This is a genomic window from Ilyobacter polytropus DSM 2926, from assembly GCF_000165505.1.
In the GTDB taxonomy this organism is placed as follows: Bacteria; Fusobacteriota; Fusobacteriia; order Fusobacteriales; family Fusobacteriaceae; genus Ilyobacter; species Ilyobacter polytropus.
This window is the reverse complement of record NC_014632.1, coordinates 1401014-1416663: the sequence shown is the minus strand read 5'-3', so window position 1 is coordinate 1416663 and position 15650 is coordinate 1401014. Positions and strand designations below refer to the sequence as shown.

16 protein-coding genes are annotated in these 15650 nt (G+C 34.5%); 13 read left to right on the top strand and 3 right to left on the bottom strand.

The window, feature by feature from the left end; translation table 11 throughout:
• Nucleotides 1-5: 5 nt before the first annotated feature.
• From ILYOP_RS06520 to nagB, 8 genes are all read left to right on the top strand, one after another.
• On the top strand, nt 6-425 hold the full coding sequence (locus ILYOP_RS06520) for a GlcG/HbpS family heme-binding protein (protein ID WP_013387743.1): 420 nt from the start codon (nt 6-8) through the stop codon (nt 423-425).
• Between the two features lie 17 nt (nt 426-442).
• Complete coding sequence (locus tag ILYOP_RS06515; RefSeq protein WP_013387742.1) at nt 443-2107, top strand: propanediol/glycerol family dehydratase large subunit; 1665 nt, start codon at nt 443-445, stop codon at nt 2105-2107.
• A gap of 14 nt (nt 2108-2121) precedes the next feature.
• Nucleotides 2122-2685, top strand: coding sequence for a propanediol/glycerol family dehydratase medium subunit (locus tag ILYOP_RS06510; protein WP_013387741.1), 564 nt, complete (start codon nt 2122-2124; stop codon nt 2683-2685).
• A gap of 12 nt (nt 2686-2697) precedes the next feature.
• Entirely contained in the window at nt 2698-3129 is a 432-nt protein-coding gene (locus tag ILYOP_RS06505) for a diol dehydratase small subunit (protein ID WP_013387740.1), read from the top strand.
• A gap of 18 nt (nt 3130-3147) precedes the next feature.
• Nucleotides 3148-4971, top strand: coding sequence for a diol dehydratase reactivase subunit alpha (locus ILYOP_RS06500; RefSeq protein ID WP_013387739.1), 1824 nt, complete (start codon nt 3148-3150; stop codon nt 4969-4971).
• Nucleotides 4952-5278 carry a glycerol dehydratase reactivase beta/small subunit family protein gene (locus ILYOP_RS06495; RefSeq protein ID WP_041921023.1) on the top strand — a complete coding sequence of 109 codons (327 nt, stop codon included), beginning with the start codon at nt 4952-4954 and terminating at the stop codon, nt 5276-5278. The genes ILYOP_RS06500 and ILYOP_RS06495 overlap by 20 nt, the downstream gene beginning before the upstream one ends.
• Before the next feature lie 111 nt (nt 5279-5389).
• Nucleotides 5390-6109: an MIP/aquaporin family protein gene (locus ILYOP_RS06490; protein WP_013387737.1), complete on the top strand. Its 720-nt coding sequence runs from the start codon at nt 5390-5392 to the stop codon at nt 6107-6109.
• Between the two features lie 151 nt (nt 6110-6260).
• The gene (gene nagB / locus ILYOP_RS06485) at nt 6261-7094 is read left to right on the top strand and encodes a glucosamine-6-phosphate deaminase (RefSeq protein WP_013387736.1); all 834 of its coding nucleotides are present in this window, start codon (nt 6261-6263) and stop codon (nt 7092-7094) included.
• Between the two features lie 109 nt (nt 7095-7203).
• On the opposite strand, the gene ILYOP_RS15790 is transcribed toward nagB, so the two are convergent.
• Together ILYOP_RS15790 and ILYOP_RS06480 are read right to left on the bottom strand one after the other, a co-directional pair.
• Nucleotides 7204-7356 carry a hypothetical protein gene (locus ILYOP_RS15790; protein WP_222838846.1) on the bottom strand — a complete coding sequence of 51 codons (153 nt, stop codon included), beginning with the start codon at nt 7354-7356 and terminating at the stop codon, nt 7204-7206.
• A gap of 463 nt (nt 7357-7819) precedes the next feature.
• Entirely contained in the window at nt 7820-8080 is a 261-nt protein-coding gene (locus ILYOP_RS06480) for a hypothetical protein (protein ID WP_013387734.1), read from the bottom strand.
• 244 nt (nt 8081-8324) lie between these two features.
• On the opposite strand from ILYOP_RS06480, the gene pnp reads away from it, so the two are divergent.
• From pnp to ILYOP_RS06455, 5 genes are all read left to right on the top strand, one after another.
• Nucleotides 8325-10475, top strand: a complete 2151-nt coding sequence (gene pnp, locus ILYOP_RS06475; protein WP_013387733.1) for a polyribonucleotide nucleotidyltransferase — start codon at nt 8325-8327, stop codon at nt 10473-10475.
• 152 nt (nt 10476-10627) lie between these two features.
• Nucleotides 10628-11974 carry a 30S ribosomal protein S12 methylthiotransferase RimO gene (rimO, locus tag ILYOP_RS06470; protein WP_013387732.1) on the top strand — a complete coding sequence of 449 codons (1347 nt, stop codon included), beginning with the start codon at nt 10628-10630 and terminating at the stop codon, nt 11972-11974.
• 141 nt (nt 11975-12115) lie between these two features.
• Entirely contained in the window at nt 12116-12649 is a 534-nt protein-coding gene (gene pgsA / locus ILYOP_RS06465) for a CDP-diacylglycerol--glycerol-3-phosphate 3-phosphatidyltransferase (protein ID WP_013387731.1), read from the top strand.
• An 18-nt stretch (nt 12650-12667) separates the two neighbouring features.
• Nucleotides 12668-12928 (top strand): YggT family protein, encoded by a 261-nt coding sequence (locus ILYOP_RS06460; protein ID WP_013387730.1) that lies wholly within the window; start codon nt 12668-12670, stop codon nt 12926-12928.
• Nucleotides 12929-13092: 164 nt separating this feature from the next.
• The gene (locus ILYOP_RS06455) at nt 13093-13476 is read left to right on the top strand and encodes a hypothetical protein (RefSeq protein ID WP_013387729.1); all 384 of its coding nucleotides are present in this window, start codon (nt 13093-13095) and stop codon (nt 13474-13476) included.
• A gap of 173 nt (nt 13477-13649) precedes the next feature.
• On the opposite strand, the gene ILYOP_RS06450 is transcribed toward ILYOP_RS06455, so the two are convergent.
• Nucleotides 13650-15416 (bottom strand): GGDEF domain-containing protein, encoded by a 1767-nt coding sequence (locus ILYOP_RS06450; protein ID WP_013387728.1) that lies wholly within the window; start codon nt 15414-15416, stop codon nt 13650-13652.
• Nucleotides 15417-15650 lie beyond the last annotated feature (234 nt).

Here is a 15650-nt window from a genome sequence, read left to right as displayed (position 1 = left end):
ATGAAATGATTGATGTCGTAACTGTGAAACAAATCACATTAAAGACTGCTAAACTTATGGGAGAAAAAGCTATTAAAAAAGCTGAAGAAATCGATGTACCGGTTGTCTTTTCAGTAGTAGATGCCGGAGGAAACCTTCTTTACACAGAAAGAATGGACAAAGCTTTCGTAACAAGTGTAGATATTGCAAATAACAAGGCTTTCACATCATGGGCATTAAAAACCGGGACTCACGAAATTAGCCAAGTTGTTCAGCCTGGAGAAAGCCTTTATGGATTAAATCTTACAAATGATGCAAGAATCATCTCTTTTGGAGGAGGATTTCCAGTTGTCTTTGAAGAACAGGTAATTGGTGCCATAGGAGTCAGTGGCGGAACAGTTGAAGAAGATATGACTATAGCTAAAGCAGCTTTAGAAATTTTATAGTTTGGGGTGAATAATAAGTGAAATCAAAAAGATTTGAAGTATTGAAGGAACGTCCTGTAAATAAAGATGGCTTTATAAGTGAATGGATAGAAGAAGGACTAATCGCAATGGAAAGTCCTAACGATCCTAATCCAAGTTTGAAAATAGAAAATGGTCAAATAACAGAGTTAGACGGTAAAAGCAGAGAAGAATTTGACATGATCGACAGATTTATAGCAGATTATGCAATAAATATGGAAAATGCTGAAAAAGCTATGAAAATGTCATCTATGGAAATATCTAAAAAACTAGTAGACATAAATGTATCAAGAGATGAAGTGCTGGAAATAACAACAGGAATTACCCCAGCAAAAATAATTAAAGTTATGGAACACATGAATGTTGTAGAGATGATGATGGCCGTACAAAAAATGAGAGCCAGAAAAACTCCTTCCAATCAGTGTCATGTAACTAACTTGAGAGACAATCCTGTATTAATTGCCGCTGATGCTGCCGAAGCGTCAGTAAGAGGTTTTGATGAACAGGAGACTACAATCGGTATAGTAAGATATGCACCTTTCAATGCCATCTCAATATTTGTAGGTTCACAAGTAGGTAGAGGAGGAATACTGACTCAGTGTTCTGTAGAAGAAGCTACTGAATTAGAGCTTGGAATGAAAGGATTCACAAGTTATGCAGAAACAGTGTCTGTATATGGTACAGAGCAAGTGTTTATAGACGGTGACGACACTCCTTGGTCAAAAGCCTTCCTTGCTTCAGCATATGCATCAAGAGGATTAAAAATGAGATTTACATCTGGAACTGGTTCAGAGGCTCTTATGGGAAATGCTGAAGGGAAATCAATGCTTTACCTTGAAGCAAGATGTATCTACGTAACAAGAGGGTCTGGAGTACAAGGACTACAAAATGGTTCTGTAAGCTGCATAGGGATGCCTGGGTCACTACCTGGAGGAATAAGGGCTGTACTGGCTGAAAACCTGATAGCAATGTTACTTGACTTAGAATGTGCATCAGCAAATGACCAGACATTCTCTCACTCAGAATATAGAAGGACAGCAAGAACTCTAATGCAGATGCTTCCTGGAACAGACTTCATATTCTCAGGATATAGTGCCGTACCAAACTGTGATAACATGTTTGCTGGATCAAATTTTGATGCAGAGGATTTTGATGACTATAATGCTCTTCAGAGAGACCTTAAAATAGACGGTGGTTTAAAACCTGTAACTGAAGATGAGATTGTCAAAGTAAGAAATAAAGCAGCCAGAGCAATACAGGGGTTATTCAAAGAACTTGATCTTCCTGAAATAACAGATGAAGAAGTGGAAGCAGCAACATATGCCCACGGAAGTGTTGATATGCCTGCAAGAAATGTGGTTGAAGATTTAAAAGCGGCAGAAGAACTTTTAAGCTCTGGAATAACAGGAGTAGATCTTGTTAAAGGACTTAGCAGAAGCGGATTTGACGATGTAGCTGAGCATGTTTTAGGTATGTTAAAACAGAGAGTTTCAGGAGATTACCTGCAAACTTCAGCTATATTAGACAAAGGCTTTAAAATAAAGAGTGCCATAAACGATAGAAATGATTACATGGGTCCTGGAAGCGGATATAGAATAAGCGAGGAAAGATGGGAAGAGATCAAAAATATCCCATCAGCTATAAAACCAGAAAGTATAGAATAGGGGAGTTTACTATTATGGAAAATAAATTTGTACCATCTGTAAAGATAGAAGAAATCGGAGAAGCAAAAAAAGGAAGCAGATCTGAAGAAGTAGTTATAGGACTGGCTCCTGCATTTAAAAAATTTCAACATAAAACAATAACAGATGTCCCTCACGATGAAGTCCTGACTGAACTTATCGCAGGTATAGAGGAAGAGGGATTAAAGGCAAGAATCGTAAGAGTAACAAGAACTTCTGATGTTTCATTTATGGCGCTGGATGCTGCAAAGTTAAGTGGTTCTGGAATAGGAATAGGAATTCAGTCAAAGGGAACAACAGTAATCCACCAAAAGGATCTGCTTCCTCTAAACAATCTAGAACTTTTCCCACAGGCTCCACTATTAACACCTGAAACATTCAGATTAATAGGAAAAAATGCTGCAAAATATGCAAAGGGAGAATCTCCAAATCCAGTACCTGTAGCCAGTGACCAGATGGCGAGACCTAAATATCAGGCAAAAGCAGCATTACTACATATAAAAGAGACAAAACATGTCGTTCAACACGGAAAACCAGTAGAGATAAAGTATGAATTTTAGTTTGGAGGAATTATGAATATAGATGTTAAAAATATAAATCCAATCTCTGATTATCCATTAGGAGAAAAGAGAAAAGAATGGTTGAAAACATCCACAGGTAAAACTTTGGATGAAATAACTTTAGAAAATGTAATAAATGGAGATATAAAGCCTGAAGATATAAGAATCTCACCTGAAACTCTAAAATTACAGGGAGAGATAGCAAAGAAAGGTAACAGGCCAACTATAACAAAGAACTTTGAAAGAGCCAGTGAAATGGTTGCCATTCCAGATGATAAAATATTAGCAACTTACAACGCTTTGAGACCTTACAGATCTTCAAAGGAAGAATTATTTGAAATAGCCGATGAACTAGAAAGTAAGTATTCAGCTGTTGTAATATCTGCATTTATCAAGGAAGCCGCAGAAGTTTATGAACAAAGAGGTCAACTTAGAAAAGATTAGAAAGGTTCGGGGATAGTTATGAAGATCATAGTGGGTGTAGATATTGGAAATGCTACAACAGAAGTAGCTTTGGCAAAGGTAGACAATATAGAATGTAAGTTTTTATCCAGTGCCTTACATGAAACAACAGGTTTAAAAGGTACTAAAGATAATGTTTTGGGAATAAAAAGAGCCATTAAGAAGGCAATGAAAAGAGCTGATTTAAAAAATGCAGATTTATCTTTAATCAGGATAAATGAAGCTACTCCTGTTATAGGAGACGTTTCTATGGAAACTATAACAGAAACAATAATTACAGAGTCTACTATGATTGGACATAACCCTTCAACTCCTGGGGGAATAGGTCTTGGGATAGGAGAAACAATCCTATTCCAAGAGCTTGGAAATTTTGAAAATGATAAAGATTACATAGTAATAGTGGAAAAAAGTTTCAGCTTCTTAGAGGTAGCTCACAGAATCAATGAAGCTTTTAAAAATGGATGCAAAATAAAGGGTGCTATTATTCAAAAAGATGATGGGGTTCTCATAAATAACAGACTCATAAATAAAATCCCCATAGTTGATGAGGTACTTTTTGTTAAAAAAGTACCTACAGGGATGAAGGCTGCTGTAGAAGTAGCTCCACAGGGAAAAATAATAGAGGTTATTTCAAATCCATATGGCATTGCCACAATTTTTTCCCTCACTTCAGAAGAGACTAAAAAAATAGTTCCTATTTCTAAAGCACTTATAGGCAACAGGTCTGGAGTAGTTATCAAGACACCTCACGGAGATGTAAAAGAGAAGGTTATCCCTGCTGGAAGGATACAGATTGACGGAAACTACAGGTCAAAAAGTGTAAATATAGAAGAGGGTTCCAAAAGAATAATGAAAGCCCTGGGAAGTATTGAGCATGTCCAAGATATAAATGGAGAATCTGGAACCAATATCGGAGGAATGCTAAAAAATGTAAAAAGTGTAATGGGGAATTTCACCAATGAGTCCATTGATAATATAAAAATAAAAGACATATTGGCAGTAGATACCTTTGTCCCACAAAAGATAAAGGGGGGAATTGCAGAAGAATTTGTATTTGAAAATGCTGTAGGAATAGCTGCAATGGTAAATACCAAAAAAAATCAAATGTCCGAAGTAGCGAAAGAGATTGAAAAAGAACTGGGAGTAAAAGTAGAAGTAGGAGGAGTAGAGGCAGATATGGCTATAACCGGTGCTCTAACTACTCCAGGCACAGGAACACCTCTGGTAATTGTAGATATAGGAGCAGGTTCGACAGATGCATGTTCCATTGACAGATATGGAAATAAAGAACTGGTTCATCTGGCCGGAGCTGGTAATATGACAACACTTCTTATTCAAAAAGAGCTGGGTATAGAGGATTTTAATCTTGCTGAAGATATAAAAAAATATCCTCTGGCAAAAGTAGAATCTCTATTTTATATAAGACACGAGGATGGAAATGTTCAATTTTTTGAAAACTCTCTTTCTCCGAAAGTATTTGCTAAAAATGTCCTTATAAAAGAAGGTGAACTTATTCCAATCGACCTTGATATGTCTCTGGAAAAAATCAGAATTATCAGAAGGTCTGCCAAAAGAAAAATTTTTATAACCAATGTACTTAGATCATTAAGGAAAGTTTCTCATACAAAAAATATTAGGGATTTTGAATTTGTAGTTATTGTTGGAGGATCTGCATTGGATTTTGAAATATCTCAGATGATAACTGAAGCTTTATCTGAGTATGGAATAGTAGCAGGATGCGGAAATATAAGAGGAACAGAGGGCCCTAGAAATGCTGTAGCCACTGGACTTGTAATGGGGGTGAATGATGGACAACAGGCCTAATATAACATTATTTTGCTCAGATAATATTGACAGGGAATATATTAATGAAATTTTGTGGGGTATAGAGGAGGAAGAGATACCATATCTTCTGAAAATTGTACCTTCTAAAGAAGTTGTCAAAGAAAATTATGTTTCAGGAACTCTAGAGATAGGTATCGGAGTATTAGAAAATGGCGACGCCCTTCTAACAACAAGGAAGTACGATAAGGAATATATACAAAAGGCAAACATTTTTGTAGAAAAAAATAAATTGAGAGATTTAGGAAGCAACGGAGCAAGACTTGTAAAGGGTCTGCCACTTAGATAAGGACGATAGTGTCAATAAAAACTACGCATAAAAGGTATAGAAAAATACTTATTTTTGTGTAGTTTTTTATTTGGAAAAATTTACACAATAAAAGATTATCAGGAGGTTAAAATGGGAATTTATTTAGCAGAATTTATAGGTACGATGATATTAATACTTCTTGGGAACGGAGTTGTGGCAAATATCGTGTTGAGTAAAAGCAAGGGTAATGGCGGGGGATGGATAGCGATCACTGCAGGATGGGGATTTGGTGTCACAGTAGCAGTATACGTCACTGGCTGGGTAAGTGGAGCTCACATAAATCCCGCGGTGACTGTGGCCTTGGCCTCTATAGGTGTCTTTGACTGGTCCCTTGTTCCAGGTTATGTAGTTTCCCAAGTGGCAGGAGGATTTGCAGGTGCTGTCCTTGTGTATCTTTCTTACAAACAGCATTATGATGAGACTGATGACGCCGATGGGATACTTGCAACTTTTTCCACAGGGCCTGCCATAAGCGGATCCAAGTGGAACATTGTTACTGAGACTATAGGTACCGCCGTTCTAGTGATAGGAATAATGGGGATAACAAACAGCAATAATAACGTAGGGCCTATGGCGGCACTTCTCGTGGGTGTTTTGGTATGGTCAATAGGCCTTAGTATCGGTGGGCCTACAGGTTATGCCATAAATCCAGCCAGAGATTTAGGTCCGAGAATAGCTCACACACTCCTTCCTATAGAGGGGAAAAGAGATTCAGATTGGGCATATGCTTGGATTCCGGTTGTTGCTCCTCTTGTGGGAGGAGTTTTAGGAGCGCAAATATTTAGTGCCTGTCTGCTGATTTGGAACTGATATAATTAATGGAAAAGGATTCCCTTTATGGGAATTCTTTTTAGTTTGTTGAAAAAATAAGACCAGACCTTCTTGCTAGAAGGATGTAATGTCTATAGAAAGTATATTAATTTAGGTAATAGCAGAAAAACTTAATGTAAAGGAGGGTAACATGAGAGTTTTGGTCACGGATAAAATGAGTGAATGGACAGCTTTATATATAGCATCTAAAATAAATGATTATTCAGATAACAACAAGAATTTTGTACTTGGACTGCCGACAGGAGAGACGCCTCTTAAAATGTATAAGGAACTCATAAAACTCCATAAAAAGGGTAGAGTATCTTTCGAAAATGTAGTAACTTTTAATATGGATGAATATGTTGGTATTCCTAAAGATCACCCTCAAAGTTACTATACCTTTATGCATAAGAATTTCTTTAGGCATATTGACATCCCAGATGAAAATATAAACATTTTAAATGGGGATGCAATGGATATTATGAAGGAATGTGAAGAATATGAGGAAAAGATTAAAAAATATGGAGGTATTGATCTATTTATAGGAGGAATAGGAGCAAATGGACATATAGCATTTAATGAACCAGGATCTTCACTGGATTCAAGAACAAGGTTAATAACATTGACTGAAGAAACCTTAAAGGCAAATTCTAGATTTTTTGATAATGATGTATCAAAAGTTCCTAAAAAAGCTCTTACTGTTGGAGTGGGAACAATCTTGAATTCGAAAGAAGTACTGATAATGGCAAAAGGAGAGAAAAAAGCTTTGGCTCTAAAGCAGGTTATTGAAGGAGATATCAATAATATGTGGACAGTTACAGCAATTCAAGTCCATAAAAAAGCTATAATAGTATGCGATGAAGCTTCTACGATAGAGCTGAAAGTGAAAACTGTAAATTATTTTAAAGAACTTGAAAAAGATAATTTAGACATAAAAAAATTTTCGGAGTATGTTAAAAATCAAGTTTTTCCAAGTTACTTTTGATTATTGTGATAGCCCGGCGGAATGGATTAAATTTTATTTTTAATAAAGACATATGAAAGAAGAGCTTATCCTTTAAAGGATAAGCTCTTAATTTTTTGTTTTTAAAAAACTATGATTCAGTTCCGACTTCTAAAATTACTTTGTCATTTTTATTTCTTTCCCTATAAGCGACAATTTCATCGTATGATGTAAATCCTCTGTGGGATACGATTCCATTTTCATGTATTAACATAGCCTGTAAAATTTCGTGTGATTTCTTCATTTTTTTTAATGTCATAATAATACCTCCCTGAAATAAGTAATGATAAAATAAAATTTTTATTCAGTGCTTTTTAATGCACTTCAATTTTTTATTTGCATTTTTAAATTCATATTTATGTTGTATATCTATACAAAGATTATATATTAATAGTGTAGATATGTCAATAACAATATTTACGACATATAGTCTTATCTGTTTAACTATTTACTGTGTAAATGATAGATTGGAGTGAATTAAGGGGTTTAATGTAGTATATATCTTTATTTATAAGGATCTGATACAGTTCAGATAAGATTTTAGAAAATAATATAATATTAAATTTTTGAATAGTTCCTGATGGGAAATTTCTATAAAAATAGAAAAAGTAAATTCTTATCTTTGATTTATAGCAAGTTTGAATTTTATGTGAATAAAAAAGTGGAATATCAAATTTGATATTCCACAATCTAAAAGATTAAAAATTTTAATCTTTGATTTTATCGATTTTGTTTAAAAGAGCTTCAATTTTATCATTATATTCTTTTTCGATTAAATCTATTTTTTTCTGTTTTTCATCTTGCAGTTTTTCTATTTGACTGTTATAAATCCTTATTTTAGAATGTTTTCTTTTTTCAATTAGCTTAGAAGCTAGAAAGAGAACAAAGATAGAGATAAGGAGAATAACGATATATTGAATAAAACGTCTTTTAATTCCTATTTTATTAAATTTAATAGTTTTTTCCATAATCCACCTCTGATTTTTTTGTATATTATACTATGTAAACCCGAGTAATACAATATTTAATTCTCCAATTAAAGGACAAATAAGTTTTGATTTTTATTTTTAAAGGTGTTATAATAGTAAGAACGATTGTGGTCATAGAAAGGGCGTAAGTAGTAAGAAGCGAAGGTTCTTAGGGGAAGCTTTACTCCTTATTATTTGCAGTTCTAATTGACCTCATCTTTATAAAAAATGAGGAGGAATGTGTGTGTTTGAAGAAAAAAAAATGGAAATGGAAATTGGGGGGAGAACTCTCTCACTTTCAACAGGTAAAATAGCTAGACAATCTTGTGGAGCAGTAATGATCCAATACGGAGATACTATACTTTTAAGTACAGTGAACAGAAGTAAAGAAGGAAGAAAAGGAGCGGATTTTTTCCCTCTGACTGTAGATTTTTTAGAAAAATATTATGCAGTAGGAAAATTTCCAGGAGGGTTTCATAAAAGAGAGGCAAGACCCTCTACTGATGCTACTCTAACTGCAAGGCTTATAGATAGACCAATAAGACCGATGTTTCCAGAGGGATTCAATTATGATGTACATATTGTAAATACTGTATTTTCATATGATGGAGACAATACTCCTGACTACCTAGGAATAATAGGATCATCAGCAGCACTTATGTTATCTGATATTCCGTTTTTAGGACCAGTTGCTGGAGTCGTAGTTGCAATGAAGGGAGAGGAATTTATACTCAACCCTACACCAAAAGAGTTGGCTGAGAGCCCTCTTAATCTTTCTGTTGCAGGAACTAAGGATGCTGTAAATATGGTTGAAGCGGGAGCCTCTGAAATGTCAGAAGAGGTAATGCTAAAGGCTATCCTTTTTGCCCATGATAATATAAAGAAAATATGTGAATTCCAAGAAGAGTTTGCAAGGCTAGCAGGAAAAGAGAAATTTGAATTTGTAAAACCTGAAATCGATGAAACAGTTCAGAGCTTTATCGATGAAAATGGCGGTGAGAGATTAAAGAAAGCTGTATTGGCAATAGGAAAGCAGGCTAGAGAAGATGCAGTTAATGATCTTGAAGACGAGCTTTTAGCAAGTTTTACTGAAAAGTATATTCAGGAAAATGAGCTTGAAGAACTTCCTGGAGAGATAGAAGGAGAGTTCAAAAGTTATTATCATGATCTTATGAAGAAATTTGTAAGAGAAGCAATCGTTTATAATAAACACAGAGTAGACGGAAGAAAAACTGATGAAATAAGAGACCTTTATGCTGAGATAGGAACACTTCCTTTACCTCATGGTTCTGCTATGTTCACAAGGGGAGAAACTCAGGCAATAGTTACAACAACACTTGGAACGAAACAGGATGAGCAGCTTGTAGACGGATTAAATGAAGAATACTACAAGAAGTTTTATCTTCACTATAACTTCCCTCCTTACTCAGTTGGAGAGGCAAGATTTATGAGAGCTCCAGGAAGAAGAGAATTAGGACACGGTGCCCTTGCAGAGAGAGCACTTAGTTACGTAATGCCTTCAACAGATGATTTCCCTTATACAGTAAGAGTGGTTTCTGAGATAACTGAATCAAATGGTTCGTCATCACAGGCGTCTATATGCGGAGGTTCGTTGGCACTAATGGCGGCAGGTGTACCTGTTAAGAGTCATGTTGCCGGTATTGCTATGGGTCTAGTAAAAGAAGGAGACGACTATGCAGTCCTTACTGATATTATGGGATTGGAAGATCACCTTGGAGATATGGACTTTAAAGTGGCAGGAACTGAAGCTGGAATTACTGCACTTCAAATGGATATAAAAATCACAGGAATAGATGAAAATGTAATGAGAATAGCACTGAAGCAAGCTTTAGATGCAAGACTACAGATTATCGGAGTAATGAAAAATGCTATAGAGGCGCCGGCTGAACTGGCAGCGAGTGCTCCTAGAATCTATCAGATGATGGTGCCTACTGACAAGATAGCTGCTCTAATAGGACCAGGAGGGAAAAACATCAAGGCGATAATAGAGGAAACAGGTGCTACTATCGATATAGAGGATGACGGAAAAGTTTCGATCTTCTCGAATGATGGAGAAACTCTTGAAAAAACAATAAACCTAGTTAATAACTATGTAAAAGATATCGAAGCTGGAGAAATTTATCAAGGAAAAGTTGTGAAAGTTGCCAAGTTTGGAGCCTTTATGCAAATACTTCCTGGAAAAGAAGGACTTCTGCATGTTTCTGAAATAGCTCATGAGAGAGTGGCAAATGTGGACGACGTGCTTTCTGTAGGAGATATTTTAGAAGTAAAAGTTATATCAAATGAAAATGGTAAGGTAAGCTTAAGTAGAAAACAGCTTATTGCAAAACCTGTAAAAGAAAGTAACAAAAAATCTTCAGAAGAGACTAAGTAAAAATTAGTATTCTTGAAAATTTACTGAGTTAAAAAAGGACACAGTTAGTTCTGTGTTCTTTTTATTGTCTCAGGAGTAGAGAATTTTATAGGTTTTATTAGCCGATCAAATGTGTTATAATTGACTATGAAAAATATTAAAAGGAGTATTAAATGAAATTAGCGTTAATAAGTTTAGGGTGTAGTAAAAACCTGGTTGACAGTGAGAACCTCATAGGTATAATGGTCAATAAAAAAGGATTTGAGATAACAACTGATATAGAGGATGCAGATATAGCTCTTATAAATACTTGTGGATTTATAGGAGATGCAAAAGAGGAATCCATCCAAACAATACTTGAAATAGGAGAATACAAGAGGGGAGGAAACCTTAAAAAGATAATAGTGGCAGGTTGCCTAGCACAAAGATACGCCCAAGAGATAATAAATGAGATGCCTGAAGTAGATGCAGTAATAGGAACAGGAGAGATTGATAAGATAGAAGAGGTCGTAGACGAGGTGTTAGCTGGGAGAAAAATAATAAAAAGTGAAAGTCTGGAATTCCTTGCAAATGCCGATACAGATAGAATACTAACTACACATCCTCATACAGCTTACCTTAAAATAGCTGAGGGGTGCAACAGGAGATGTACATACTGCATTATACCCAAGCTCAGAGGGGACCTTAGAAGCAGAAATATAGAGGATATAGTAGAAGAAGCTCAAAGGCTTGCCGCTGGTGGAGTGAGAGAGATAAATCTTCTGGCCCAGGAAACTACTGAATACGGAATCGACCTATACAAAAAGAAGGCACTTCCAGATGTTATGAAAGCTCTTTCAAAAGTAGAAGGGATAGAGTGGATAAGAACATATTATATGTTCCCTAATTCAATAACTGATGAACTTATTGAAACAATGAAAAAAGAAGAAAAAGTATGTAATTATTTTGATGTACCTGTGCAGCATGTTTCTGACAGTGTACTTCGTAATATGGGACGTGCTAAAACTGGACAACAGATAAAAGATCTGCTATATAAAATAAGACGGGAAATTCCTGATGCAACCATTAGAACTACTGTTATTGTTGGGTTCCCAGGAGAAACAGAAGAGGATTTTATAGAGCTTAAAGAGTTTGTAAAAGAATTTAAATTTGACTATGTGGGAGTATTCAAGTACTCTAGAGAAGAGGATACAGTAGCACATGATATGGATGAACAGATAGACGAAGAAGTAAAGCACAGAAGATGGATGGAGCTAACCAATCTTCAGTCAGAAATAGCTGAAATAAAAAACAGAGAATTTATAGGTAAAACTGTAGAAGTTATTATAGATACAGTATCTTCAGAAAGTGAATATATGCTTGAAGGAAGAACCAGAGGTCAGGCTTTAGAGATAGACGGGAAGATTTTGACCAACGATGGGACAGCAAAACAAGGAGAGATAGTAAAAGTTAAAATCGAACAAAATTTTGACTACGATCTTCTAGGGGCCATTGTAGAAAATGAAGATACAGTAAAATAAATTATTTTTTGATTTGGGTTCGTTGTGTTTTTCGCTGTAATTTGTTTTTAATTTTACAAATTTTTAATGAATCCTGTATGAGTTTATATTGATTGATAAATTTTGGAAAAAAGACAAACATATTTAATGGAGGATAACATGATGAATCTGCCTAATCAACTAACACTACTCAGAATAATTTTAGCAATTCCATTTATATTTTTTTTGGGAAATGCAGAAAGTGGAGGTTTTGCTTACAGAGTTATTGCACTGGTGATATTTTCGGTTGCTTCAATAACTGATTTTTTTGACGGTTATATAGCTAGAAAAAGAAATCTTATAACTGATTTTGGAAAACTGATGGATCCTTTAGCAGACAAAATCCTTGTTATATCTGCCCTTGTAATATTTGTGGATATAAAATACATACCTGCATGGATGTCTATAGTTGTAATTGCAAGAGAGTTTTTGATAAGCGGCATAAGGACACTGGCTGCAGCTAAGGGAGAGGTAATTCCGGCGGCAAAACTGGGAAAATATAAAACTACTTCTCAGATGATTGTAATAATAATTATAATAATATTTGGTAAAAATCAATATAACTTTTACCTGATGTTGATCCCAGTAATACTGACTATATGGTCAGGATGGGAATATACTGCAAAAGCTAAACACTACTTTATGAATGTAAAATAAAAGAAAGGGGATTATATAATGTTATCGATTTTAAAAATTATAGATCTTGCTATAAGAGCCTTAAAAATGCTTATTTTGATAAGGATTGTGATATCCTGGGTGGCTCCATACAGCAGAAATGAGTTTACACATCTTGTATATGAGGTGACAGAACCGATACTGAGACCTTTTAGGATGCTAATACCTTTAGGGTCTATGAGGATGGATCTATCCCCTATACTTGCTTACTTTGCCCTTAATCTCATCAGAAATCTAGCATTTGGACTGTTGCTACGTTAGGAGAAGCTTTTGCTTCTCCTTTTTTATGTATGTATATTTTCATAAATAAGTTCTGAAATGTAAGTGTGAGGAAAGAGAAAATTGTGACACATTGTAATCACATAACTGTCACTTAAGTAAGTTAGAATATTCCTGTAGAAAACAAACAGGAGGAACTATAAAAAATGAAAAAAATAATCGGAATCTTAGCAATAATAATCTCAACAACGGCATTTTCTAAAAATCAGCCTGTAAATTATTCGGTTCATAAGAATGCAGGAAAATCTCAAATAGCAAAAAAAGTAAGTGATCTAAAACCAGGACAACAAAGACAATACAAAGTTATGCATGAAAGAGCCATGGATAATAAGAAAAAACATAAGATGGCTATTAAGGAAATAGATAATCAAATCCAAAAAGAAAGACGTAATAAAAAACCAAATATAAAAAAAATAAAAAAGCTTAATGCCAAGAAATCCAGACTTCAGGATGATCAAGAAAGAAGTATGTTGAAATTTAAACTTGAAGTAAAAGATAAGTTCGGCATAAAAATTGCGAGCAGCATATAATTTAAGGTGGAAACTTCAGCAGGATAGACAAAAAGTTAAAGCCAGAAAAGTATAAGGAGCCTTAGAGGCTCCCTTTTTTAGTCTGTGTTTTATAAACTAGCTTTTATAAAATAATTAGTAAAATGACTTGACCTATTTCGAGGTACAGAAATTAAGCTTAAGATATGGATACGTTAAAAAAATTGTTTGTATGGCAGTATGGTCGAACAGCATGTGGAATCTTTTGCTATTTTAGAATTCTTTTTTAATTTAAATAGGAGATCACTGACATCTTCGATTGTACAATTCCTTTCTCCTGGAATAATTTCTAAAATTGCAGCAGAGACAGTTATAAGAGGTACCTTTCTAAGCTGGCCGCTTCTGTCTTGACTTAAAATAAAACCCTTTTTTAAGTCTTTCTGATCATAATGGTCCCGGGCCTGGGTTTTAAACATATCTGCAATTGAGGTTATCTTATCTAGGGTATCATTAAAATTTTTATTTGGCCTTTGCCTTATGCCTAAAAAAAAATCATCCCCACCTACATGGCCTATAAATGAATTTTCATCTTTTTCTTCATCTTTTAAAATCTCACTAAATAAGGTGATTATTTTGTCCCCTTTTTTAAATCCATACTTGTCATTGTAACTCTTGAAATTATTGAAGTCAAAGTATGTGTAAATATATCCATTTGCTTTATCTAAAAGAGTTTTTTCTATAAAATCTGATATTTGGGTATTTCCTGGAAGCCTTGTAAGGGGATTTTGATTTTTGGCTTCTCCTATCTTCTTTTCACTGATTATTTTAATGACTGCATTTTTGTCAAGATAACCTTTATACTTACCATCGCAGGTTATGATTATAAATTCTACTTCATCATTTAATGAGAGTATCTCTATTAGTCTATTTACGTTGACGTTAATATCTGCAATTATTGCAATGTCCATTAGGTCACGTACAGTTTTCTTCTTGAGGAATTCATTTCCAAAGGGAGCCAAAAGATATCTTTTGATCTTTTTTTCTCTTATCATACCAAGAACCCTCTTGTCTTGGTCTAATATCGGGAAGACCTCTGCATGGCTATTTTTTTTCAAAACTTCTAAAATCTTATCCATATGGTTTTCTATGTAGGTTCCTTCTATTTTTAAAATATGACTTTCGATAATGTTTCTGTCTTCCCCTAAAAAATTCTCCTGTTTTATAATGTTTTCTTTTACATGGTGATACAGCACTTTGATATCGTCTAAGTTTTGACTGGGATGTTGTATGTAATATCCCTGTAAGAGGTCGCAGCCGAGCATACGACAAACGTGCATCTCTTCCTCTGTCTCGATCCCTTCTGCCACTACAAGTCCCCCTAGAGTATGAACTAGATTTATTATGTTGTTTAAGAAAATTCTTTTTTTACTGCTCTTTCCCACATTTTTGATAAAAAATCTGTCTATTTTTAAAAGATTTATGTCAAAGTGATAAAGTTTCTGAAGGTTAGAAAAGCCGCTTCCAAAGTCATCTAAGGCAATAATATACCCTTCACTCTTATATACGCTCAGCATATCATTGATATCCTCTATCTTGTTGAGTTTGTATTTTTCCGATATCTCAAAACACAAAGAGCTCTTTTCTATTTTATTTTCCTTCAAAAGAATCTCTGTTTTTCCCATTGAAAAGTTGGGCATTTCTAAAAGTCGGTTGTCTAGATTATAAAATATTTTTATACTTTTGTGGAATTTCAGTTTTTTAAATTTCTGGATGGCTTTTTCTCGAAGCATTAAATCAAGTGTATATAAGGAACCATCCTTATAGGCGCTGTCAAAGACATCTCCGATATTTTTGAAACCAGCCTCTAAACTGTTTCTAAGAAGAGCTTCTACACCGTATATCTCGCCTGAATTTGCACATATTATAGGTTGAAAAGCAAAGTCTAAAATTTTTAATTTGTTATCCCAAAGTATGTTGTTCATAGATTCCCCCAGTATTTATCTTAAAATACAAGTTTAGCATCTCAGTGTATAAAAAATATAAAAACAGTGTAAAAGATATTGTAAAATTGAAAGGAAATTAACCTTATATTTTGAATTAAATGAAAGTTTGTCTAAAAAAAAAGATGAAAATGAAATTAAATATTATTCTGGACAGATGCCCCTTAAGTTGCTTTTTTTCCCTCATTATAGTAAAATGAAGCTAATAATCTATCT